18 protein-coding genes, 5 tRNA genes and 3 other RNA genes are annotated in these 20,615 nt (G+C 55.5%); 25 read left to right on the forward strand and 1 reads right to left on the reverse strand.

The features are described 5' to 3' along the window. The first annotated feature begins 107 nt into the window (after nt 1-107). From sucA to pnuC, 25 genes are all read left to right on the forward strand, one after another. A complete protein-coding gene (gene sucA, locus AC2AXP_RS01850; RefSeq protein WP_004965806.1) occupies nt 108-2,915 on the forward strand; it encodes a 2-oxoglutarate dehydrogenase E1 component in 2,808 nt (935 codons plus the stop codon). Between the two features lie 18 nt (nt 2,916-2,933). Then, on the forward strand, nt 2,934-4,154 hold the full coding sequence (gene odhB, locus AC2AXP_RS01855) for a 2-oxoglutarate dehydrogenase complex dihydrolipoyllysine-residue succinyltransferase (protein WP_004965803.1): 1,221 nt from the start codon (nt 2,934-2,936) through the stop codon (nt 4,152-4,154). Between the two features lie 121 nt (nt 4,155-4,275). Next, on the forward strand, nt 4,276-5,442 hold the full coding sequence (gene sucC / locus AC2AXP_RS01860) for an ADP-forming succinate--CoA ligase subunit beta (RefSeq protein ID WP_004965801.1): 1,167 nt from the start codon (nt 4,276-4,278) through the stop codon (nt 5,440-5,442). Next, nucleotides 5,442-6,314, forward strand: a complete 873-nt coding sequence (sucD, locus tag AC2AXP_RS01865; RefSeq protein WP_004965798.1) for a succinate--CoA ligase subunit alpha — start codon at nt 5,442-5,444, stop codon at nt 6,312-6,314. The genes sucC and sucD overlap by 1 nt, the downstream gene beginning before the upstream one ends. Nucleotides 6,315-7,045: 731 nt before the next feature. Continuing rightward, complete coding sequence (gene cydA / locus AC2AXP_RS01870; RefSeq protein WP_004965795.1) at nt 7,046-8,614, forward strand: cytochrome ubiquinol oxidase subunit I; 1,569 nt, start codon at nt 7,046-7,048, stop codon at nt 8,612-8,614. Nucleotides 8,615-8,628: 14 nt separating this feature from the next. After that, on the forward strand, nt 8,629-9,768 hold the full coding sequence (cydB, locus tag AC2AXP_RS01875; protein WP_004965793.1) for a cytochrome d ubiquinol oxidase subunit II: 1,140 nt from the start codon (nt 8,629-8,631) through the stop codon (nt 9,766-9,768). Between the two features lie 17 nt (nt 9,769-9,785). Further along, the gene (gene cydX / locus AC2AXP_RS01880; RefSeq protein ID WP_004965790.1) at nt 9,786-9,899 is read left to right on the forward strand and encodes a cytochrome bd-I oxidase subunit CydX; all 114 of its coding nucleotides are present in this window, start codon (nt 9,786-9,788) and stop codon (nt 9,897-9,899) included. After that, nucleotides 9,899-10,192, forward strand: a complete 294-nt coding sequence (ybgE, locus tag AC2AXP_RS01885) for a cyd operon protein YbgE (protein WP_004965788.1) — start codon at nt 9,899-9,901, stop codon at nt 10,190-10,192. Before cydX ends, ybgE begins: the two co-directional genes overlap by 1 nt. 129 nt (nt 10,193-10,321) lie before the next feature. Beyond that, nucleotides 10,322-10,726 carry a tol-pal system-associated acyl-CoA thioesterase gene (gene ybgC / locus AC2AXP_RS01890; RefSeq protein WP_039992359.1) on the forward strand — a complete coding sequence of 135 codons (405 nt, stop codon included), beginning with the start codon at nt 10,322-10,324 and terminating at the stop codon, nt 10,724-10,726. Further along, entirely contained in the window at nt 10,723-11,406 is a 684-nt protein-coding gene (tolQ, locus tag AC2AXP_RS01895) for a Tol-Pal system protein TolQ (protein ID WP_039992358.1), read from the forward strand. The genes ybgC and tolQ overlap by 4 nt, the downstream gene beginning before the upstream one ends. Before the next feature lie 12 nt (nt 11,407-11,418). Beyond that, the gene (gene tolR / locus AC2AXP_RS01900) at nt 11,419-11,847 is read left to right on the forward strand and encodes a colicin uptake protein TolR (RefSeq protein ID WP_004965781.1); all 429 of its coding nucleotides are present in this window, start codon (nt 11,419-11,421) and stop codon (nt 11,845-11,847) included. Between the two features lie 78 nt (nt 11,848-11,925). Then, nucleotides 11,926-13,113: a cell envelope integrity protein TolA gene (tolA, locus tag AC2AXP_RS01905; protein ID WP_004965779.1), complete on the forward strand. Its 1,188-nt coding sequence runs from the start codon at nt 11,926-11,928 to the stop codon at nt 13,111-13,113. A 257-nt stretch (nt 13,114-13,370) separates the two neighbouring features. Further along, nucleotides 13,371-14,663 (forward strand): Tol-Pal system beta propeller repeat protein TolB, encoded by a 1,293-nt coding sequence (gene tolB / locus AC2AXP_RS01910; protein ID WP_004965777.1) that lies wholly within the window; start codon nt 13,371-13,373, stop codon nt 14,661-14,663. Between the two features lie 44 nt (nt 14,664-14,707). Next, the gene (gene pal, locus AC2AXP_RS01915; RefSeq protein WP_039992356.1) at nt 14,708-15,220 is read left to right on the forward strand and encodes a peptidoglycan-associated lipoprotein Pal; all 513 of its coding nucleotides are present in this window, start codon (nt 14,708-14,710) and stop codon (nt 15,218-15,220) included. Nucleotides 15,221-15,229: 9 nt separating this feature from the next. Continuing rightward, nucleotides 15,230-16,015, forward strand: a complete 786-nt coding sequence (cpoB, locus tag AC2AXP_RS01920) for a cell division protein CpoB (RefSeq protein ID WP_004965773.1) — start codon at nt 15,230-15,232, stop codon at nt 16,013-16,015. A 175-nt stretch (nt 16,016-16,190) separates the two neighbouring features. Then, nucleotides 16,191-16,266, forward strand: a tRNA-Lys gene (locus AC2AXP_RS01925). Between the two features lie 15 nt (nt 16,267-16,281). Continuing rightward, nucleotides 16,282-16,404: non-coding RNA, RtT sRNA (locus AC2AXP_RS01930), on the forward strand. A gap of 66 nt (nt 16,405-16,470) precedes the next feature. Then, nucleotides 16,471-16,546, forward strand: a tRNA-Lys gene (locus tag AC2AXP_RS01935). Nucleotides 16,547-16,561: 15 nt separating this feature from the next. Beyond that, nucleotides 16,562-16,684: non-coding RNA, RtT sRNA (locus AC2AXP_RS01940), on the forward strand. A 57-nt stretch (nt 16,685-16,741) separates the two neighbouring features. Beyond that, nucleotides 16,742-16,817 (forward strand) — tRNA-Lys (locus tag AC2AXP_RS01945). Between the two features lie 15 nt (nt 16,818-16,832). Then, a non-coding RNA gene (locus tag AC2AXP_RS01950) (RtT sRNA) lies at nt 16,833-16,955 on the forward strand. A gap of 58 nt (nt 16,956-17,013) precedes the next feature. Next, nucleotides 17,014-17,089: transfer RNA gene (locus AC2AXP_RS01955), tRNA-Val, on the forward strand. Nucleotides 17,090-17,095: 6 nt separating this feature from the next. Next, nucleotides 17,096-17,171 (forward strand) — tRNA-Lys (locus tag AC2AXP_RS01960). A gap of 645 nt (nt 17,172-17,816) precedes the next feature. Next, the gene (gene nadA / locus AC2AXP_RS01965; RefSeq protein ID WP_198774138.1) at nt 17,817-18,878 is read left to right on the forward strand and encodes a quinolinate synthase NadA; all 1,062 of its coding nucleotides are present in this window, start codon (nt 17,817-17,819) and stop codon (nt 18,876-18,878) included. Between the two features lie 27 nt (nt 18,879-18,905). Further along, a complete protein-coding gene (gene pnuC, locus AC2AXP_RS01970) occupies nt 18,906-19,631 on the forward strand; it encodes a nicotinamide riboside transporter PnuC (protein ID WP_004965765.1) in 726 nt (241 codons plus the stop codon). Nucleotides 19,632-19,664: 33 nt separating this feature from the next. On the opposite strand, the gene zitB is transcribed toward pnuC, so the two are convergent. Continuing rightward, nucleotides 19,665-20,615, reverse strand: a complete 951-nt coding sequence (gene zitB / locus AC2AXP_RS01975) for a CDF family zinc transporter ZitB (protein WP_004965763.1) — start codon at nt 20,613-20,615, stop codon at nt 19,665-19,667.

Here is a 20,615-nt window from a genome sequence, read left to right on the forward strand (position 1 = left end):
AGCCCAGGGGATACGTCCAGTGAACCGTTTTTACGGCAAACCGTTTCAATCACGGTAATTATGTTAACCACGGCGAAAACTAAAGCTTTAAAGCTTAAGGGATCATAATGCAGAACGGCGCAATGAAGGCCTGGCTGGATTCCTCCTATCTGGCGGGCGCGAACCAGTCCTACATAGAGCAGCTCTATGAAGACTTTTTAACCGATCCGGGCTCCGTTGAAGATAGCTGGCGTTCCATTTTCCAACAGCTACCAACTGCGGGTGTCAAACCCGATCAACTCCACTCCCAAACTCGTGAATACTTCCGCCGGCTGGCGAAGGACTCTGCGCGTTATAACTCCACCATCACCGATCCTGAAACCGATGCCAAGCAGGTCAAGGTATTGCAGCTGATTAACGCCTTCCGTTTCCGCGGACATCAGCATGCCAACCTCGATCCGCTCGGGCTGTGGAAGCAGGAAGCGGTTTCTGACCTCGATCCGGCATACCACAACCTGACCGAGGCGGATTTCCAGGAAAGTTTCAACGTGGGTTCATTTGCCATTGGCAAGGAAACCATGAAGCTGGCGGATCTGTACGCCGCGCTGAAGCAGACCTATTGCGGTTCGATCGGTGCGGAATACATGCACATCACCAACACGGAAGAAAAACGCTGGATCCAGCAGCGTATTGAGTCCGTGGTCGGTCATGCCAGCTTCACCACTGACGAAAAGCGTCGTTTCCTGAACGAGCTGACCGCGGCGGAAGGGCTGGAACGCTATCTGGGCGCCAAGTTCCCAGGGGCGAAACGCTTCTCGCTGGAAGGCGGCGACGCGCTGGTACCCATGCTGAAGGAAATGGTGCGTCATGCCGGTAAGAACGGCACGCGCGAAGTGGTGCTGGGCATGGCTCACCGTGGGCGACTGAACGTGCTGATCAACGTGCTGGGTAAAAAACCGGCCGATCTGTTCGACGAATTCGCCGGCAAGCACAAAGAGCACCTCGGTACCGGCGACGTAAAATATCACCAGGGCTTCTCCTCCGACGTTGAAACCGAAGGCGGCATGGTGCACCTGGCGCTGGCGTTCAACCCGTCACACCTGGAGATCGTCAGCCCGGTGGTCATGGGCTCGGTTCGCGCACGTCGCGATCGTCTGGACGAAGCGCGCAGTAACATGGTGCTGCCAATCACCATCCACGGTGACGCTGCGATTACCGGTCAGGGCGTGGTGCAGGAAACCCTGAACATGTCTCAGGCGCGCGGCTACGAAGTGGGTGGCACGGTGCGTATCGTCATCAACAACCAGATTGGTTTTACCACCTCCAATCCGCAGGATGCGCGCTCGACCCAATACTGTACCGACATTGCCAAGATGGTGCAGTCGCCTATCTTCCACGTCAATGCGGACGATCCGGAAGCGGTAGCCTTTGTTACCCGTCTGGCGTTGGATTTCCGTAACACCTTTAAACGTGACGTGATGATCGATCTGGTCTGCTACCGTCGCCATGGGCACAACGAGGCCGATGAGCCAAGTGCAACCCAGCCGGTGATGTATCAGAAGATCAAAAAGCATCCGACACCTCGCAAGATTTATGCCGACGTGCTGACCGAGCAAAAAGTCGCCACGCTGGAAGATGCCACGGAAATGGTCAACCTGTATCGCGATGCGCTCGACCGCGGCGAATGCGTGGTGGAAGAGTGGCGGCCGATGAATCTGCACTCCTTTACCTGGTCGCCGTACCTCAACCACGAGTGGGACGAAGAGTACCCAAGCAAGGTTGAAACCAAACGCCTGCAGGATCTGGCGCGCCGTATCAGTACGGTGCCGGACGCGGTAGAAATGCAGTCGCGGGTAGCAAAAATCTATGGCGATCGCAGCGAAATGGCCGCCGGCAACAAACCGTTCGACTGGGGCGCGGCCGAAACGCTGGCCTATGCCACGCTGGTAGATGAAGGCATCCCAATCCGCCTGTCCGGTGAAGACGCCGGTCGCGGTACCTTCTTCCACCGCCATGCGGTGGTGCACAACCAGAAAAACGGTTCGGTGTACGTCCCGCTGTCCAATGTGCATTCCGGCCAGGGCGAGTTCAAGGTATGGGACTCGGTGCTGTCTGAAGAAGCGGTGCTGGCATTCGAATACGGCTACGCCACCGCAGAACCGCGTACCCTGACCATCTGGGAAGCGCAGTTCGGTGACTTCGCCAACGGCGCGCAGGTGGTGATTGACCAGTTCATCAGCTCTGGCGAACAGAAATGGGGCCGCATGTGTGGTCTGGTGATGTTGCTGCCGCATGGTTACGAAGGCCAGGGCCCGGAGCACTCCTCCGCACGTCTGGAACGTTATCTGCAGCTGTGTGCCGAACAGAACATGCAGGTGTGCATCCCGTCTACGCCGGCGCAGGTTTATCACATGTTGCGTCGCCAGGCGTTGCGCGGCATGCGCCGTCCGCTGGTGGTGATGTCGCCGAAATCTCTGCTGCGCCATCCGCTGGCCATATCCTCGCTGGATGAACTGGCCAACGGCAGCTTCCTGCCGGCGATCGGTGAAATCGACGCGCTGGATCCGAAAGCGGTCAAGCGTGTGGTGATGTGCTCGGGCAAGGTGTATTACGACCTGCTGGAACAACGCCGCAAAAACGACAAGAAAGACGTCGCCATCGTCCGTATCGAACAGCTGTACCCGTTCCCGCACCAGGCGGTGCAGGCGGTACTGGAACAGTATGCGCACGTGCATGACTTCGTCTGGTGTCAGGAAGAGCCGCTGAACCAGGGGGCCTGGTACTGTAGCCAGCATAATTTCCGTGAAGTGATTCCTTTCGGGGCCTCTTTACGTTACGCCGGGCGTCCAGCCTCTGCCTCGCCGGCAGTGGGTTATATGTCCGTACACCAGAAGCAGCAACAGGCTCTGGTTAATGATGCGCTGAATATTGATTAAAAATTTAAGGGAAAGCTAATGAGTAGCGTAGATATTCTGGTTCCTGACCTTCCTGAATCGGTAGCGGATGCGACCGTGGCGACCTGGCATAAAAAACCGGGTGATGCGGTAAACCGTGATGAAGTGCTGGTAGAGATCGAAACCGACAAAGTGGTACTCGAAGTACCGGCCAGTGAAGCGGGCATCCTGGATGCGATCGTTGAAGACGAAGGTGCCACGGTGCTTTCTCGTCAAATCCTGGGGCGTATTCGCCCGGGCGACAGCGCGGGCAAACCGACCGCAGAAAAGAGCCAGAGCACAGAATCCACCCCGGCCCAGCGCGCTACCGCCAGCCTGGACGAAGAGAGCAATGACGCGCTCAGCCCGGCGATTCGCCGTCTGATTGCCGAACACGATCTCGATGCTGCCGCCATCAAGGGCAGCGGCGTGGGTGGCCGTATCACCCGTGAAGACGTTGAAGCGCACCTGGCGAACGGCGGCAAGCAAGCCGCCAAGCCGGCGGCAGCGGCAGAGGCCGCACCGCAGCCAGCCTTGAGCGCACGCTCCGAAAAACGCGTGCCGATGTCTCGTCTGCGCAAACGCGTGGCCGAGCGTCTGTTGGAAGCGAAGAACAGCACGGCCATGCTGACGACTTTCAACGAAATCAACATGCAGCCGATCATGGATCTGCGCAAGCAATACGGCGAAGCCTTCGAAAAACGCCACGGTGTACGTCTGGGCTTTATGTCCTTCTACATCAAGGCGGTGGTTGAAGCGTTGAAACGCTATCCGGAAGTGAACGCCTCTATCGACGGTGAAGACGTTGTCTATCACAACTACTTCGACGTCAGCATCGCGGTTTCTACCCCGCGTGGCCTGGTAACGCCGGTTCTGCGCGACGTGGACACCATGAGCATGGCGGACATCGAGAAGAAAATCAAAGAGCTGGCGGTCAAAGGCCGTGACGGCAAATTGAAAGTGGAAGAACTGACCGGCGGTAACTTCACCATTACCAACGGCGGCGTCTTCGGCTCGCTGATGTCTACCCCGATCATCAACCCGCCACAGAGCGCGATCCTCGGCATGCATGCCATCAAGGATCGTCCAATGGCGGTGAACGGCCAGGTGGTCATTCAGCCGATGATGTATCTTGCGCTCTCTTACGATCACCGCCTGATCGACGGCAAAGAGTCCGTGGGTTATCTGGTGACGGTGAAAGAGATGCTGGAAGATCCGGCTCGTCTGCTGCTGGACGTATAGTAACGCCTACCTGGGCGCGGCAATGTCGCGCCCGCACTCTGTGCTATGTGGCCGATACGTCACGCGGTTTTTCCGCAACGGTGACCCGGCTAAAACTTCAGACCTGAATGGATAGAACATCATGAATTTACACGAATATCAGGCAAAACAGCTGTTTGCTCGGTATGGTATGCCGGCACCAACCGGTTATGCCTGTACTACACCGCGTGAAGCAGAAGAAGCCGCCTCCAAAATCGGCTCCGGCCCGTGGGTAGTGAAATGTCAGGTTCATGCTGGCGGCCGCGGCAAAGCTGGCGGCGTTAAAGTGGTTAACAGCAAGGAAGATATCCGCGCCTTCGCCGAAGCGTGGCTGGGCAAACGTCTGGTGACCTACCAGACTGACGCGCTGGGCCAACCGGTTCACCAGATCCTGGTGGAAGCGGCGACCGACATCGATAAAGAGCTGTACCTGGGCGCGGTGGTTGACCGCGGTACGCGTCGTATCGTGTTCATGGCGTCTACCGAAGGCGGCGTGGAAATCGAGAAAGTGGCGGAAGAAACCCCGGAACTGATCCACAAGATGACCATCGATCCACTGGCAGGCCCACAGCCTTACCAGGGGCGTGAGCTGGCGTTCAAACTGGGTCTGACCGGCAAGCAGGTCAGCCAGTTCGCCAAGATCTTCATGGGTCTGGCCACGCTGTTTATCGAACGCGATCTGGCGATGGTTGAGATCAACCCGCTGGTGATCACCAAGCAGGGCGATCTGATCTGCCTGGACGGTAAACTGGGCGCTGACGGCAATGCCCTGTTCCGCCAGTCCGAACTGCGTGAAATGCGCGATCCTTCTCAGGAAGACGAGCGCGAATCACGTGCAGCGCAGTGGGAACTGAACTACGTCGCGCTGGACGGCAACATCGGCTGCATGGTTAACGGCGCAGGTCTGGCGATGGGTACCATGGACATCGTTAAACTGCACGGTGGCGAACCGGCCAACTTCCTGGACGTCGGTGGCGGCGCAACCAAGGAGCGTGTGACCGAAGCGTTCAAAATCATCCTGTCTGACGACAAGGTGAAAGCGGTTCTGGTTAACATTTTCGGTGGTATCGTGCGTTGCGATCTGATCGCCGACGGTATCATTGGCGCAGTGGCTGAAGTGGGCGTTAACGTCCCGGTGGTGGTGCGTCTGGAAGGTAACAACGCCGAACTGGGCGCCAAGAAACTGGCGGACAGCGGTTTGAATATCATTGCTGCGACCAGCCTGACTGATGCGGCTCAGCAAGTTGTTGCGGCAGTGGAGGGTAAATAATGTCCATTTTAATCGATAAGAACACCAAAGTAATTTGCCAGGGCTTCACCGGTAGCCAGGGGACCTTCCACTCCGAGCAGGCGATCGCCTACGGCACCAAAATGGTTGGCGGTGTAACGCCAGGCAAGGGCGGCACCACGCATCTGGGCCTGCCGGTGTTCAACACCGTGCGTGAAGCGGTAGAAACCACCGGCGCTACCGCGTCTGTTATCTACGTTCCTGCACCGTTCTGTAAAGACTCCATCCTGGAAGCCATCGATGCAGGCATCAAACTGATCATCACCATCACCGAAGGCATCCCGACGCTGGACATGCTGACCGTCAAGGTGAAGCTGGATGAAGCGGGTGTGCGGATGATCGGCCCGAACTGCCCAGGTGTGATCACTCCGGGCGAATGCAAAATCGGCATCATGCCTGGCCATATCCATTTGCCGGGTAAAGTGGGTATTGTTTCTCGTTCCGGGACGCTGACCTATGAAGCGGTGAAGCAAACTACCGATGCAGGTCTGGGTCAGTCCACCTGCGTGGGCATTGGCGGCGATCCAATTCCTGGGTCTAACTTCATCGATATCCTGAAAATGTTCCAGGAAGATCCGCAAACTGAAGCTATTGTCATGATCGGTGAAATCGGCGGTAGCGCGGAAGAAGAAGCGGCAGCCTATATCAAGGAACACGTGACCAAGCCGGTGGTTGGCTATATCGCTGGCGTTACCGCGCCGAAGGGCAAACGTATGGGCCACGCTGGCGCCATCATTGCCGGCGGCAAAGGCACTGCGGATGAGAAATTCGCCGCGCTGGAAGCGGCAGGGGTGAAAACCGTACGCAGCCTGGCTGACATCGGTGACGCCGTGAAAGCGGTATTGAATCGCTAATCAGTACGCGATAACACCATTTCGACATGTTTGGCCGCCCATTGGGCGGCCTTTTTTATGTCCAGTGATCAAAACGTGCCTTGCTGCGGCGTAAGAAAATAAAATTATAAAATTTGCGATCGACTCCGCAAACTGACGCTATAGTTAATTAGCCTATCCGTCATTTTGACTCAAGGCAGGATAAGTCTTGCAGGAAAATAAAAGGTTAATATTCGGTGCATTAAAATAGCCGTTTACTCTAATGTCAGCCTTTTCGGTCACAAGCCATTAACACAAAAATATCATTAAAAAACAATTAAACCATTAATTAACACGGCCTCAAGAAAATTAGACGAAATCGTGTGATGAATCTGGAAATAAACTCCAGTTAGGCTTAAATTGTTCCAGATCAATTTGCACCCGAGTACCACTTTTGGCTACGTTTTGACCTGTATCCAAATTTCCAACCCGCGTCACGTAAAAACCTATTTATTGTGTGGGTTTGGGCGAGTATCATCATAATGTAATTATGAATTGTTGATCTTGTTGCATTTGTTACCCGCTGTCGGTTTTCGGTGGTGCGTTCATACCTGGTCTGGTCCAGGTTGGAGTGCATAGCTGAAAGCCGAGAGGCTGGATCAAAATTGTTGTGTTTAGGGCATTCACTGCGGGGCGTTATTGGTTAGCTTTCTGGATGGGGTAATACCAATAATTGCAATTCGGAGTCTTCCTGCGAGGAGCAAGGAGTCAAGATGTTTGATATTGTCGAACTGTCGCGCTTACAGTTTGCTTTAACGGCGATGTATCACTTCCTATTCGTCCCATTAACGCTTGGCATGGCGTTTTTGTTGGCAATTATGGAAACGGTATATGTGCTGTCCGGCAAACAAATCTATAAAGACATGACCAAATTCTGGGGCAAGTTATTTGCAATTAACTTTGCCCTGGGTGTGGCCACCGGTTTGACCATGGAGTTCCAGTTCGGGACCAACTGGTCGTATTTCTCTCACTACGTCGGTGACATCTTCGGGGCGCCGTTGGCTATCGAAGGTCTGATGGCGTTCTTCCTTGAGTCAACGCTGGTCGGCCTGTTCTTCTTCGGCTGGGATCGCTTGAGCAAGGTCCAGCACATGGCGGTAACCTGGTTCGTGGCGCTTGGCTCCAACCTGTCGGCGCTGTGGATCCTGGTCGCCAACGGCTGGATGCAGAACCCCATCGCTTCAGACTTCAACTTCGAAACCATGCGCATGGAGATGGTCAGCTTCTCCGAACTGGTGCTTAACCCGGTTGCGCAGGTGAAGTTCGTTCACACCGTGGCGTCCGGCTACACCACCGGCGCGATGTTCGTGCTGGGCATCAGTGCCTATTACCTGCTGAAAGGCCGCGATGTCGCCTTTGCCAAACGCTCCTTCGCCATTGCTGCCAGCTTCGGTATGGCTGCCGTGTTGTCGGTTATCGTACTGGGTGATGAATCCGGTTACGAAATGGGCGACGTGCAGAAAACCAAGCTGGCGGCGATTGAAGCCGAGTGGGATACCCAGCCGGCACCGGCGGCGTTTACCCTGTTCGGCATTCCGAATCAGGACAAACAGGAAAATGCCTACTCCATTCAGATCCCGTATGCGCTCGGTCTGATTGCCACCCGTTCTACCGATACCCAGGTGACCGGTCTGAAAGACCTGATGGCGCAGCACGAAGTGCGTATCCGCAACGGTATGAAGGCCTACCAACTGCTTGAAGAGCTGCGCTCTGGCAACACGGACCCGACCGTGCGCGCCGAGTTCAACAAAACCAAGCAGGATCTGGGTTACGGCATGCTGCTCAAACGCTATACGCCGAACGTGGTTGACGCCACGGAAGCGCAGATTGCCCAGGCAACCAAAGACTCCATTCCACGCGTAGCGCCGTTGTACTTTGCCTTCCGCATCATGGTGGCCTGTGGGGTGCTGATGCTGATCATCATCGGTCTGTCGTTCCTGAGCGTGGTGCGCGGCCGCATCGGCCAGAAAAAATGGCTGCTGCGCGCGGCACTGTACGGCTTGCCGCTGCCATGGATTGCGGTAGAAGCCGGCTGGTTCGTTGCCGAGTATGGCCGTCAACCGTGGGCTATCGGTGAGGTGCTGCCAACGGCGGTTGCCAACTCATCCCTGACGGTGGGCGACATCCTGTTCTCGATGGGGCTGATTTGCGGCTTGTACACCTTGTTCCTGGTGGCTGAAATGTACCTGATGTTCAAGTTTGCGCGTTTGGGGCCAAGCAGCCTGAAAACTGGCCGCTATCACTTTGAACAACCGACTGCCGCCGTGCAGGAAGCGCGCTAAACAGGAGTCCATGTATGTTTGATTATGAAGTACTACGCTTTATCTGGTGGGTGCTGGTTGGCGTGCTGCTGATTGGTTTTGCCGTCACCGATGGTTTCGATATGGGCGTTGGCATTCTGGTGCGCATCATCGGGAAAACCGATACCGAACGCCGGGTGATGATCAACGCCATTGCCCCGCACTGGGACGGCAACCAGGTCTGGCTGATCACCGCCGGTGGCGCGTTGTTTGCCGCCTGGCCGATGGTGTACGCCGCCGCATTCTCCGGCTTTTATGTGGCGATGATCCTGGTGCTGGCCGCCTTGTTCTTCCGCCCGGTCGGTTTTGATTACCGTTCCAAACTGGAAAACAGCCGCTGGCGCAACATGTGGGACTGGGGCATCTTCGTTGGTTCCTTCGTGCCTGCGCTGGTGTTTGGCGTAGCGTTCGGCAACCTGCTGCAGGGCGTGCCGTTCCATATGGACGAATACCTGCGTCTGTTCTATACCGGCAACTTCTTCCAACTGCTGAACCCGTTCGGTCTGTTGGCGGGTGTGGTCAGCCTCACCATGCTGATTACCCAGGGCGCCACCTACCTGCAAATGCGTACCACCGGTGAAATTCACCTGCGTTCACGCGCTGCGGCACAGATCGCTACGCTGATCATGGCGGTGTGCTTCCTGCTGGCAGGTATCTGGCTGGTGAAAGGCATCGATGGCTATGTGGTGACCTCGGCGCTGAACACCGCGGCGGAATCCAACCCGCTGCGCAAGGAAGTGGCACATCAGGCCGGGGCTTGGCTGATCAACTTCAACAACTATCCGGCGCTGTGGGCGCTGCCGGCGCTGGGCGTGGTGTTACCGCTGTTCACGCTGCTGTTCTCACGTCTGGAAAGGGGAGCGCTGGCGTTCCTGACATCGTCACTGACCATTGCCTGCGTCATTTTGACCGCCGGCGTGACCATGTTCCCGTTCGTCATGCCGTCCAGTACTAACCCGAACATGAGCCTGACCATGTGGGATGCCACCTCCAGCCTGTTGACGCTGAAAGTGATGACCGTGGTGGCGATCATCTTCGTGCCAATCGTGTTGGGCTACACCTGTTGGGCATACTACAAAATGTTTGGCCGGCTGGATAAGAACTTCATCGAAAACAACAAGCATTCGCTGTACTAAGAATAAGGAGCTAAACCATGTGGTATTTTGCCTGGATTCTCGGAACGCTTCTTGCCTGCGCCTTCGGTATCATCACGGCGCTGGCGCTTGAGCACAGCGAAGATGCCAAAGCCCAGCAAGACGGCAAGTGATGAGCTCGCTGACTGACAGGCTGTATGCCGTTGTCGACAAGGGCCCGATTCGGGCCCTTTCACTGGCATTGGCGCTGTTTATGGCCGGCAGCGTATTCTGGGATCCGACGCGTTTTGCGGCGCGCACCAGCAGTCTGGAGATCTGGCAGGGCATCCTGCTGGTTTGGGCGGTGTGTGCCGGGATGGTGCATGGCGTCGGTTTCCGGCCTCAGCGCCTGCTGTGGCGCGCTTTTTTTGCGCCATTGCCCGCAATTGTGATCCTTGCCGCTGGATTACTTTACGTTTCTTTATAATATGCGTCACACCCCATGATATGGGCTCTCGCGGCCCATAATTATTTTCGTTCCCCTCTTGTAACCCATTCCCAACCCGATCGCTCTTGCGTATAGTAGCAGCGTTAAATTGCATTGCTGGGAAGTCTAGTGAGTAATACGTTATTTCGATGGCCGGTCCGGGTTTATTATGAGGATACCGATGCCAGTGGTGTGGTGTATCACGCCCGCTACGTCGCCTTTTTTGAAAGAGCGCGCACCGAAATGCTGCGTCAACGTAACTTTCATCAACAGCAGCTGCTCAGTGAGAATATCGCTTTCGCTGTCCGGCGCATGACGGTGGATTACCTGCTGCCAGCTCGTCTTGACGACCAGTTGGAAGTACAGAGTGAGATCACCCAGATGCGCGGGGCGTCCCTTACGTTTGCCCAACGCATTGTCAATGCCGACGGGACTCTGTTGAGTCAGGCGGATGTATTGATTGCATGCATTGATCCACACCAAATGAAGCCCAGAGCGCTTCCTAAGTCTATTGTCGCGGAGTTTAAGCAGTGACTGACATGAACATCCTAGATCTATTCTTGAAGGCGAGCCTGCTGGTTAAGCTTATCATGTTGATTCTGATATGCTTTTCAGTGGCTTCATGGGCGATCATCATCCAGCGTACCCGCATCCTCAATGCGGCCACGCGTGACGCCGAAGCCTTTGAAGACAAATTCTGGTCTGGTATCGAGCTTTCCCGTCTGTATCAGGAAAGCCAGGCGCGTCGAGACAGCCTGACCGGCTCAGAGCAGATTTTCCATTCCGGCTTTAAAGAGTTTGCTCGCCTGCACCGCGCCAACAACCATGCGCCGGAGTCGGTGATTGAAGGTGCGTCGCGTGCGATGCGCATTTCAATGAACCGCGAGCTGGAAACGCTGGAAAACCATATCCCGTTCCTGGGGACCGTTGGTTCCATCAGCCCGTATATCGGCCTGTTCGGTACCGTTTGGGGCATCATGCACGCCTTTATCGCGCTGGGTGCGGTGAAACAGGCCACGTTGCAAATGGTTGCACCGGGCATCGCCGAAGCGTTGATCGCCACCGCGATCGGTCTGTTTGCCGCGATCCCGGCCGTTATGGCCTACAACCGCCTCAACCAGCGCGTCAACAAGCTTGAGCAGAATTACGACAACTTTATGGAAGAGTTCACCGCCATTCTGCATCGTCAGGCCTTCTCCAGCGACAGCAAATAAGTAGGAGGTTGTATGGCGAGAGTACGTGGCCGTAAACGGCGTGAGCTGAAGTCGGAAATCAACATAGTTCCATTGCTGGACGTACTGCTGGTGTTGCTGCTGATCTTTATGGCAACCGCGCCGATCATTACCCAGAGCGTGGAAGTTGATCTGCCGGACGCCACCGATTCCAAAACGGTATCCAGTGACGATAATCCACCGGTGATCCTTGAGGTGTCCGGCGTCGGGCAATACACCATGGTGGTTGATCACGATCGCATGGAACTGTTGCCGCCGGAGCAGGTGGCAGCGGAAGCAAAATCGCGCCTGGAAGCCAATCCGAAGACGGTCTTTTTGATCGGTGGGGCGAAGGAAGTACCGTACGATGAGATTATCAAGGCATTGAATATTCTGCATCAGGCGGGCGTGGCTTCCGTGGGGTTGATGACCCAGCCAATCTGACCGTAAGGCGAATGGCAACCCGGCTCCCGTTCTGCGGTTCGGGAGCCCCGTTTAAGCACCAGTTTTTGGGAATCTATTTTGGTAAAGGCAACTGAGCAAAACGATAAGCTGAACCGCGCCGTTATTGTTTCGGTGGTTCTGCACATTGTATTGATTGCCCTGTTGATTTGGGGATCGCTGCACGAAAACGCTGAAATGAGCGCCGGCGGTGGCGGCGACGGCTCGGTGGTCGGCGCGGTGATGGTCGATCCTGGCGCGGTGGTGGAGCAATACAACCGCCAGCAACAGCAGAGCAACGACGCGCAGCGTGCAGAAAAGCAGCGCCAGAAAAAAGCGGAGCAGCAGGCGGAAGAGCTACGGCAGCAGCAGACCGAAGAGCAACAGCGTCTGAAAGCGCTGGAGCAGGAACGTCTGGCGGCGCAAGAGAAAGCCGAAGCCGAAAAAGCGGCCCAGGCCGCGCAGCAAAAACAGGCCGCCGAGCAACAAAAGCAGGCAGTGGAACAGCAGAAGGCGGCAGAAGCCGCTGCAGCGAAGGCCAGAGAACAACAGAAGGCGTCTGAACAAGCTGCCGCCAAGGCAAAAGCCGACGCGGACAAGATAGCCAAGGCTCAGGCCGATGCTCAGAAGAAAGCGCAAGCCGAGGCCAAGAAAGAAGCCGCCGCTGCCGCCGCCGCCAAAAAACAGGCGGAAGAAGCGAAGAAAGCGGCGGAAGCCAAAGCGACCGCCGAGGCCGAAAAGAAAGCCGCAGCGGAGGCCGAGAAGCAAGCCAAGGCCGAAGCCGCTAAAAAGGCCGCGGCAGAAAAAGCCGCCGCCGCCAAGAAAGCGGCAGCGGAAGCGAAGAAAAAGGCCGCAGCAGAAGCCGCCAAGCAGTCTTCCGAGGTTGAAGATTTGTTCGGTGGTCTGGCCGACGGTAAAAACGCGCCAAAAGGCGGCGGCAAGCAACAGGGCGACGGTAAGCCGGCCGGACAGGGCAATGCCAAGACCGCCGGTGCCAGCGGTGCAGAAATCAGTGGCTATCTGGGGCAGATTACCGCCGCCATCCAGAGCAAGTTCTATGACGCCGACCTGTACAAAGGTCGCCAGTGTGATTTGCGAATCAAACTGGCGCCGGACGGTCTGCTGATTAGCGTGAAGGCTGAAGGGGGCGATCCTGCGCTGTGCCAGGCGGCCATCGCCGCGGCGAAACAGGCGCGGATCCCTAAACCGCCAAGTCAGGCGGTCTATGAGGTATTTAAGAATGCTCCTCTTACCTTCAAGCCGCAATAATGGTTGTTTAGCCGAGTGAAACGGCAGGGATGTACTAAGGTAACCAACAGGGATTATGCCCCTTGGATTTCGAGCCGTCGCGTCGTCGACCGCGCGTATGCCCGCCGGTGGCTTGTTAGCGCAAGCGCCGGAGGAGCGCGTTTTTGACGCCCCGACTATCGCCTGAAATGCGTTGGGTAAACGTAGTTTTGTTTGCGTTGGTTTGTTAAAATTCTGCTAATTTATCGCAGGCATCCCGCCTGGATAAGGGAGATGAGATGAAGCAGGCATTTCGAGTAGCGCTAGGTTTTTTAATACTGTGGGCCTCCGTGTTGCACGCGGAAGTTCGCATTGAAATCACCCAGGGGGTCGACTCTGCGCGGCCGATTGGCGTGGTGCCGTTCAAATGGGCGGGTCCAGGCACGCCTCCGGAAGACGTAGGCAAGATCGTCGCCGCGGATTTGCGCAACAGCGGCAAATTCAACCCGATCGATGCGGCACGTATGCCACAGCAACCGACCACCGCGTCTGAAGTGACGCCGGCGGCCTGGACTGCGCTGGGTATTGATGCAGTCGTGGTCGGCCAGGTTCAACCGGGCGCTGACGGCGGTTATCTGGTTTCCTACCAGCTGGTAGACACCTCCGGTTCGCCGGGCACCGTGCTGGCACAAAACCAGTACAAGGTAACCAAGCAATGGCTGCGTTATTCGGCGCATACCGCCAGTGACGAGGTGTTTGAGAAGCTGACTGGCATCAAGGGCGCGTTCCGCACCCGCATCGCCTACGTGGTACAGACCAACGGCGGCAAGTTCCCGTATGAATTGCGCGTTGCCGATTACGACGGCTACAACCAGTTTGTGGTGCATCGTTCGCCGCAGCCGCTGATGTCGCCGACCTGGTCGCCAGATGGCAGCAAATTGGCGTATGTGACCTTTGAAAGCGGTCGTTCCGCGTTGGTGGTGCAGACGCTGTCTAACGGTGCCATCCGTCAGATCGCTTCGTTCCCGCGCCACAACGGTGCGCCGGCGTTCTCGCCGGACGGTAGCCGACTGGCGTTTGCGTTGTCCAAGAGCGGTAGCCTGAACCTGTATGTGATGAACCTGGGCTCTGGCCAGATAACTCAGCTGACCGACGGGCGCAGCAACAATACCGAACCAACCTGGTTCCCGGATGGCCAGTCTCTGGCGTTTACCTCCGATCAGGGCGGCCGGCCACAGATTTATAAAATTAGTGCAAGCGGCGGTGCCGCACAGCGTCTGACCTGGGAAGGTGGCCAGAATCAGGACTCTGAAGTCAGCGCCGACGGTAAATTCCTGGTGATGGTGACCACTAACAACGGTGTTCAACATATCGCCAAACAAGATCTTGGATCGGGAGCCGTTCAAGTATTAACGGACACGTTCCTGGACGAAACGCCGAGTATCGCGCCAAACGGCACCATGGTGATCTATAGCTCCACGCAAGGTATGGGCTCCGTGCTGCAATTGGTATCGACCGATGGGCGTTTCAAAGCGCGTCTTCCGGCAACTGATGGACAGGTCAAATTCCCTGCCTGGTCGCCGTATCTGTGATGCATGTGTAAATATGTATGGCAAACTATAAAAGGATCAAAGAAATGCAACTGAACAAAGTGCTGAAAGGGCTTCTGCTGGCACTGCCAGTTCTGGCTGTAGCAGCTTGTAGTTCTAACAAAAGCGCGGACAACGACCAATCTGGTGTAGGCGCAGGCGGCACTGGTATGGAAAGCGGCAGCAGCAACCTGTCTTCCGAAGAACAAGCTCGTTTGCAGATGCAAGAACTGCAAAAGAACAACATTGTCTACTTCGGTCTGGACAAGTATGACATCTCTTCTGAGTTCGCTCAGATGCTGGATGCGCACGCGACTTTCCTGCGTAACAACCCATCTTACAAAGTGACCGTTGAAGGTCACGCGGATGAGCGCGGTACGCCAGAATACAACATCGCCCTGGGCGAACGTCGTGCTAACGCGGTTAAAATGTATCTGCAAGGTAAAGGCGTTTCTGCCGATCAGATCTCTATCGTTTCTTACGGTAAAGAAAAACCTGCAGTACTGGGCCACGACGAAGCGGCTTACTCTAAAAACCGTCGTGCCGTTCTGGTTTACTAAGAGAATCGCATGAACAGTAACTTCAGACGTCACCTGTTGAGTCTGTCGTTACTGGTTGGCGTAGCGGTCCCATGGGCCGCTACTGCCCAAGCGCCAATCAGTAATGTCGGCTCCGGCTCGGTCGAAGACCGTGTCACCTCACTTGAGCGAATCACCAATGCTCAGGGTCAGCTGTTAAACCAACTCCAGCAACAAGCCTCCGATAACCAGCGTGATATCGACTCACTTCGTGGTCAAATCCAGGAAAGCCAATATCAGTTGAACCAGGTTGTTGAACGCCAGAAGCAAATCTATGAACAGATAGACAGCCTCGGGCAGGGCGGCGCTCAGAATTCTGCAGCTACGGCAGGCGCTGCCGCGGCGGCTTCTTCCGCCGCTAGCAGCAGTGCCCCGGCGGCAGCTTCGGCGGCTCCGGCCAGCACGGGCGACGAGAACAGTGACTACAATGCCGCTGTCTCTCTGGCGCTGGAAAAAAAGCAGTACGATCAGGCTATTTCCGCGTTTCAGGGCTTTATAAAACAGTATCCAAAGTCTACTTATCAGCCTAATGCCAATTATTGGCTTGGTCAGTTGTTCTACAACAAAGGTAAGAAAGACGATGCGGCATACTATTTTGCGGTAGTGGTAAAAAATTACCCGAAATCGCCAAAAGCGCCGGACGCGATGTACAAGGTCGGTATCATCATGCAGGAAAAAGGTCAGGCGGATAAAGCCAAAGCCGTATTCCAGCAGGTGATCAAGCAATACCCAACCAGCGATGCGGCCAAGCAGGCCAACAAGCGTATTGCAGGTTAATAGCAAAAAAGAGCCCGGAATTTGGCCGATCAGGCCGAATTTCGGGCTCATTCGTGTGAAGAACAAGCAGTTGAACCCGATGAGTCAAAATTTAGGTTGCGCTGCTGAGATAAATTAGTAATATATGCCGCCGTTGCCAAGACATCTTGCAAGGTGTTAAAGCAGCAAGGAAATTGGGTCGTTAGCTCAGTTGGTAGAGCAGTTGACTTTTAATCAATTGGTCGCAGGTTCGAATCCTGCACGACCCACCAATTCTTAACGGATTGGTAAGCGTTGAGTCGGAAAGGATGAGAACCGTCAAGGTTCGAGTCGAGCGCAAGCGAGACAACATCACCCAGTGATGGCCCGAAGGGCAAGGCGCAAGCCGCGTCATCCTGTACGACCCACCAGTTTTGGAATTGCAAGTTCAAAACGGTGAGTAAAATTTCCTGGTAGTTGGCAGTAACCACGTCAGTGGGTCGTTAGCTCAGTTGGTAGAGCAGTTGACTTTTAATCAATTGGTCGCAGGTTCGAATCCTGCACGACCCACCAATTCTTAACGGATTGGCAAGCGTTGAGTCGGAAAGGATGAGAACCGTCAAGGTTCGAGTCGAGCGTAAGCGAGACAACATCACCCAGTGATGGCCCGAAGGGCAAGGCGTAAGCCGCGTCATCCTGCACGACCCACCAATTCTTGACGGATTGGCAAGCAAAGCTTCAGACGGCAAAGCAGTAAACCACGTCAGTGGGTCGTTAGCTCAGTTGGTAGAGCAGTTGACTTTTAATCAATTGGTCGCAGGTTCGAATCCTGCACGACCCACCAATTCTTAACGGATTGGCAAGCGTTGAGTCGAAAAGGATGAGAACCGTCAAGGTTCGAGTCGAGCGCAAGCGAGACAACATCACCCAGTGATGGCCCGAAGGGCAAGGCGCAAGCCGCGTCATCCTGCACGACCCACCAATTCTTGACGGATTGGCAAGCAACGGCTTCAGACGGATTAGCAGTAAACCACGTCAGTGGGTGATTAGCTCAGTTGGTAGAGCATCTCCTTTACACGGAGGGGGTCGGCGGTTCGAGCCCGTCATCACCCACCACTGCATGGGTCGTTAGCTCAGTTGGTAGAGCAGTTGACTTTTAATCAATTGGTCGCAGGTTCGAATCCTGCACGACCCACCAATTTAGAAAAAAGCGCCTTTAGGCGCTTTTTTTGCATTTGAGCTCGGTGTAATCTCGAGCGCCGACCTACCATACGCAAAGATGTCGTGTGGGTGAGGACCTGCGTTCAGGTTCGACAAAATCGCCGGGAGCGATTTTGAACAGCGCTTGCGCTGGCCCGCAGGGCGAGTCTCATGGATGAGACGAGTAATAAGCGAAGCGAGACGACAACGCATAGCGTTGCCCGCAAGGCGAGGCCAACGGCCGAGTCAATCCTGCACGATTTCTTCTACCCGTAACCGCACTCTTTAGGCGCTTTTTTTGCATTTGAGCTCGGTGTAATCTCGAACGCCGACCTACCATACGCAAAGATGCCATGCCAGATACCTAGGTTGAGGTTCGCCAGCATCTCCGCTACCCGGCAAGCTCGTTGATACCAGCCGCCAGTACCCTGACGCATTGTTGTTTAAGTAAGGCAGCACCGGCTCGGTGATGACTGCAAATGGCGCCTCATGTTCTGCAAAATAAACATTTTTCGCCAATAGATGAAAATTACAGCGACTTTTTGCTATGAATTAGGTATTTTGTTTAGTATGTAAAACAAGGGCGCGAAGAGGATAGCAACACAGGTCCGGCAGGCGCCCAGCCTAGCACGAGATGACGGTGATGAGTGAAATGTTTGATGTCAACGCGGCGATTTATCCTTTCCCGCCCAAACCGGCAACGCTGGACCAGGCGGAAAAAGCCTTCTATCGCGAAAAAATAAAAAAGCTGCTTAAACAGCGCGATGCGGTGATGGTCGCGCACTATTATACCGATCCTGAAATCCAGGCATTGGCGGAAGAAACCGGTGGCTGCGTGGCGGACTCGTTGGAAATGGCACGTTTTGGCAGCCAGCATCCGGCCTCGACGCTGTTGGTGGCCGGCGTAAGGTTTATGGGCGAAACCGCCAAAATTCTTAGTCCGGAAAAAACCGTGCTGATGCCGACGCTGTTTGCTGAATGCTCGTTGGATCTCGGTTGCCCTGAAGCAGAATTCAATGCCTTTTGCGACCAGCATCCGGACCGTACGGTGGTGGTTTACGCCAACACCTCCGCGGCGGTAAAAGCGCGCGCCGACTGGGTAGTGACCTCCAGCATCGCCGTTGAACTGATTGAACATCTCGACAGCCTGGGGGAAAAAATCCTCTGGGCGCCGGATCGCCACCTCGGTAATTACGTACAGAAACAAACCGCTGCCGACGTGCTATGCTGGCAGGGTGCCTGCATCGTTCATGACGAATTTAAAACCCAGGCGTTGCTGCGCATGAAGGGGTTATATCCGAACGCGGCGGTACTGGTGCATCCGGAGTCACCGCAGGCGGTGGTAGAACTGGCTGATGCCGTCGGCTCCACCAGCCAGCTGATTCAGGCCGCACGGCAACTGCCGCATCGGCAACTGATTGTTGCCACCGATCGCGGTATTTTCTACAAAATGCAGCAGGCATGTCCGGACAAAGAGCTGTTCGAAGCGCCGACGGCGGGCGAGGGTGCGACCTGCCGCAGTTGCGCGCACTGTCCATGGATGGCGATGAACGGTTTGCAGGCGATTGCCGAGGGGCTAGAGCAGGGCGGTGTACAACATGAGATCCTGGTGGATAGCGCACTGCGCACCAAGGCGCTGATACCGCTCAACCGCATGTTAGATTTTGCCGCACAGCTGAAAATGCAGGTTAAAGGGAACGCATAAAACTCACCACGAGATAAGGAAGGCCAGATGAGCTTTTTCAGTACCAGCAATATCATGGTGCACATCCCGTTGGGTGCCGGTGGCTACGATCTGTCGTGGATTGAAGCCATCGGTACCCTGTTCGGTCTGCTATGCATCTGGTATGCCAGCAAAGAAAAAATCATTAACTACCTGTTCGGCTTGATCAACGTTACGCTGTTTGCGGTGATTTTCTTCCAGATCCAGCTGTACGCCAGTCTGCTGCTGCAGCTGTTCTTTTTTGGCGCCAATATTTACGGCTGGTATGCCTGGAGCCGCCAGACGGCGGATCATCAGGCGGAGCTGCAAATTCGCTGGCTGTCGCTGCCAAAGGCCCTCGGCTGGGCGCTGGTATGCGTGCTCGGTATCTTGCTGATGACCTTCAACATCGACCGGGTATTTGCCTGGTTGACGCAGATTGCAGTGGCGGTGATGCAAATGCTCGGTATACAGGTACAGCAGCCAGAGCTACAGCCGGACGCCTTCCCGTTCTGGGATTCCACCATGATGGTGCTGTCGATTGTGGCGATGATCCTGATGACGCGCAAATACGTTGAAAACTGGCTGCTGTGGGTGGTAATTGACGTTATCAGCGTAGCCATATTTGCCTATCAGGGAGTTTACGCCATGGCGTTGGAATACGTGATCCTGACGCTGATTGCGCTCAACGGTTCCTGGCTGTGGATACGTAGCGCGGCCAGGAACCAATCCCGACCGCTGTCTTCAGGCGAGTAAACCGCTAGGGGCGCTGCAATGCGCCCCGTTGGCTCAATGGTGATGCCCCAGATGAGAATGTGAGTGTTCACTCGGCTCTGGGGCGCGGTTGATACCGCAATCCGGCGCGTCACAGTGTTGGTATTCCATCTGAATGGTGGCATGGCCAATCTGGTAATGCGTCAGTAAATAGGCTTCGATACGCCGCAGCAGCCCGTCATGATCGTGCGGTGGAATAACCTGGGCATGCAGCGTCATCAGTCGTTGCTCACCGATTTGCCACACGTGCACGTGGTGAATATTCCGCACCTCCGGCAAATTCAGGCACAGGTCTTTTTGCAGTTTGGCGATATCCACTTCTTGCGGTGTCCCTTCCAGCAGTTCATGGAAACTTTCTTTCAGCAGTTTCCAGGCGCTGCGCAATACCAGGCATGACACCAACACCGACAGGATCGGGTCAATCGGCGTCCAGCCGGTAGTGAGAATGACCACTGCAGCGGCAATGGCTCCGACCGAGCCGAGCAAATCCCCCAACACGTGCAGCGCAGCGGCACGAACGTTGATGTTTTTTTCTTCACTGCCGCGATGCAGTAACCAAAAGGCGAACAGATTGGCCAACAGGCCGGCGATAGCAATAATCAGCATCGGCGTGCCCATTACCGGCTGTGGTTCGAAGAAGCGCCGTATCGCCTCCCACAGAATGAATACCACGATAACCAGCAGTGCAGCGGCGTTGAGAAACGCGGCCAGGGTGGTCAGTCGCAAATAGCCAAAGGTGTGGCGTGCATTGGGCTTGCGTTGCGAAAAGTGCACGGCCATCAGTGCCACCAGCAGGGCCGCGGCGTCGGTGAGCATATGTCCGGCATCCGCCAGCAGCGCCAGCGAACCGGAAAGCAGTCCGCCGATCGCTTCGGCGATCATAAAGACGGCAGTGACCAGAAAAGCGGTCAGTAGGCGTTTACTATTACTGTCTTTCGGCAGGTGAACGTGAGAGGTTTCCGACAT

The sequence above is a fragment of the Serratia sp. Sp408 genome, assembly GCF_057180665.1.

Bases quoted from the DNA above. Each gene is read 5' to 3' on its own strand.
- sucA (WP_004965806.1), top strand. From the start codon at position 108: ATGCAGAACGGCGCAATGAAGGCCTGGCTGGATTCCTCCTATCTGGCG.
- odhB (WP_004965803.1), top strand. From the start codon at position 2,934: ATGAGTAGCGTAGATATTCTGGTTCCTGACCTTCCTGAATCGGTAGCG.
- sucC (WP_004965801.1), top strand. From the start codon at position 4,276: ATGAATTTACACGAATATCAGGCAAAACAGCTGTTTGCTCGGTATGGT.
- sucD (WP_004965798.1), top strand. From the start codon at position 5,442: ATGTCCATTTTAATCGATAAGAACACCAAAGTAATTTGCCAGGGCTTC.
- cydA (WP_004965795.1), top strand. From the start codon at position 7,046: ATGTTTGATATTGTCGAACTGTCGCGCTTACAGTTTGCTTTAACGGCG.
- cydB (WP_004965793.1), top strand. From the start codon at position 8,629: ATGTTTGATTATGAAGTACTACGCTTTATCTGGTGGGTGCTGGTTGGC.
- cydX (WP_004965790.1), top strand. From the start codon at position 9,786: ATGTGGTATTTTGCCTGGATTCTCGGAACGCTTCTTGCCTGCGCCTTC.
- ybgE (WP_004965788.1), top strand. From the start codon at position 9,899: ATGAGCTCGCTGACTGACAGGCTGTATGCCGTTGTCGACAAGGGCCCG.
- tolR (WP_004965781.1), top strand. From the start codon at position 11,419: ATGGCGAGAGTACGTGGCCGTAAACGGCGTGAGCTGAAGTCGGAAATC.
- tolB (WP_004965777.1), top strand. From the start codon at position 13,371: ATGAAGCAGGCATTTCGAGTAGCGCTAGGTTTTTTAATACTGTGGGCC.
- pal (WP_039992356.1), top strand. From the start codon at position 14,708: ATGCAACTGAACAAAGTGCTGAAAGGGCTTCTGCTGGCACTGCCAGTT.
- cpoB (WP_004965773.1), top strand. From the start codon at position 15,230: ATGAACAGTAACTTCAGACGTCACCTGTTGAGTCTGTCGTTACTGGTT.
- nadA (WP_198774138.1), top strand. From the start codon at position 17,817: ATGAGTGAAATGTTTGATGTCAACGCGGCGATTTATCCTTTCCCGCCC.
- pnuC (WP_004965765.1), top strand. From the start codon at position 18,906: ATGAGCTTTTTCAGTACCAGCAATATCATGGTGCACATCCCGTTGGGT.
- zitB (WP_004965763.1), bottom strand. From the start codon at position 20,615: ATGTCGGAAACCTCTCACGTTCACCTGCCGAAAGACAGTAATAGTAAA.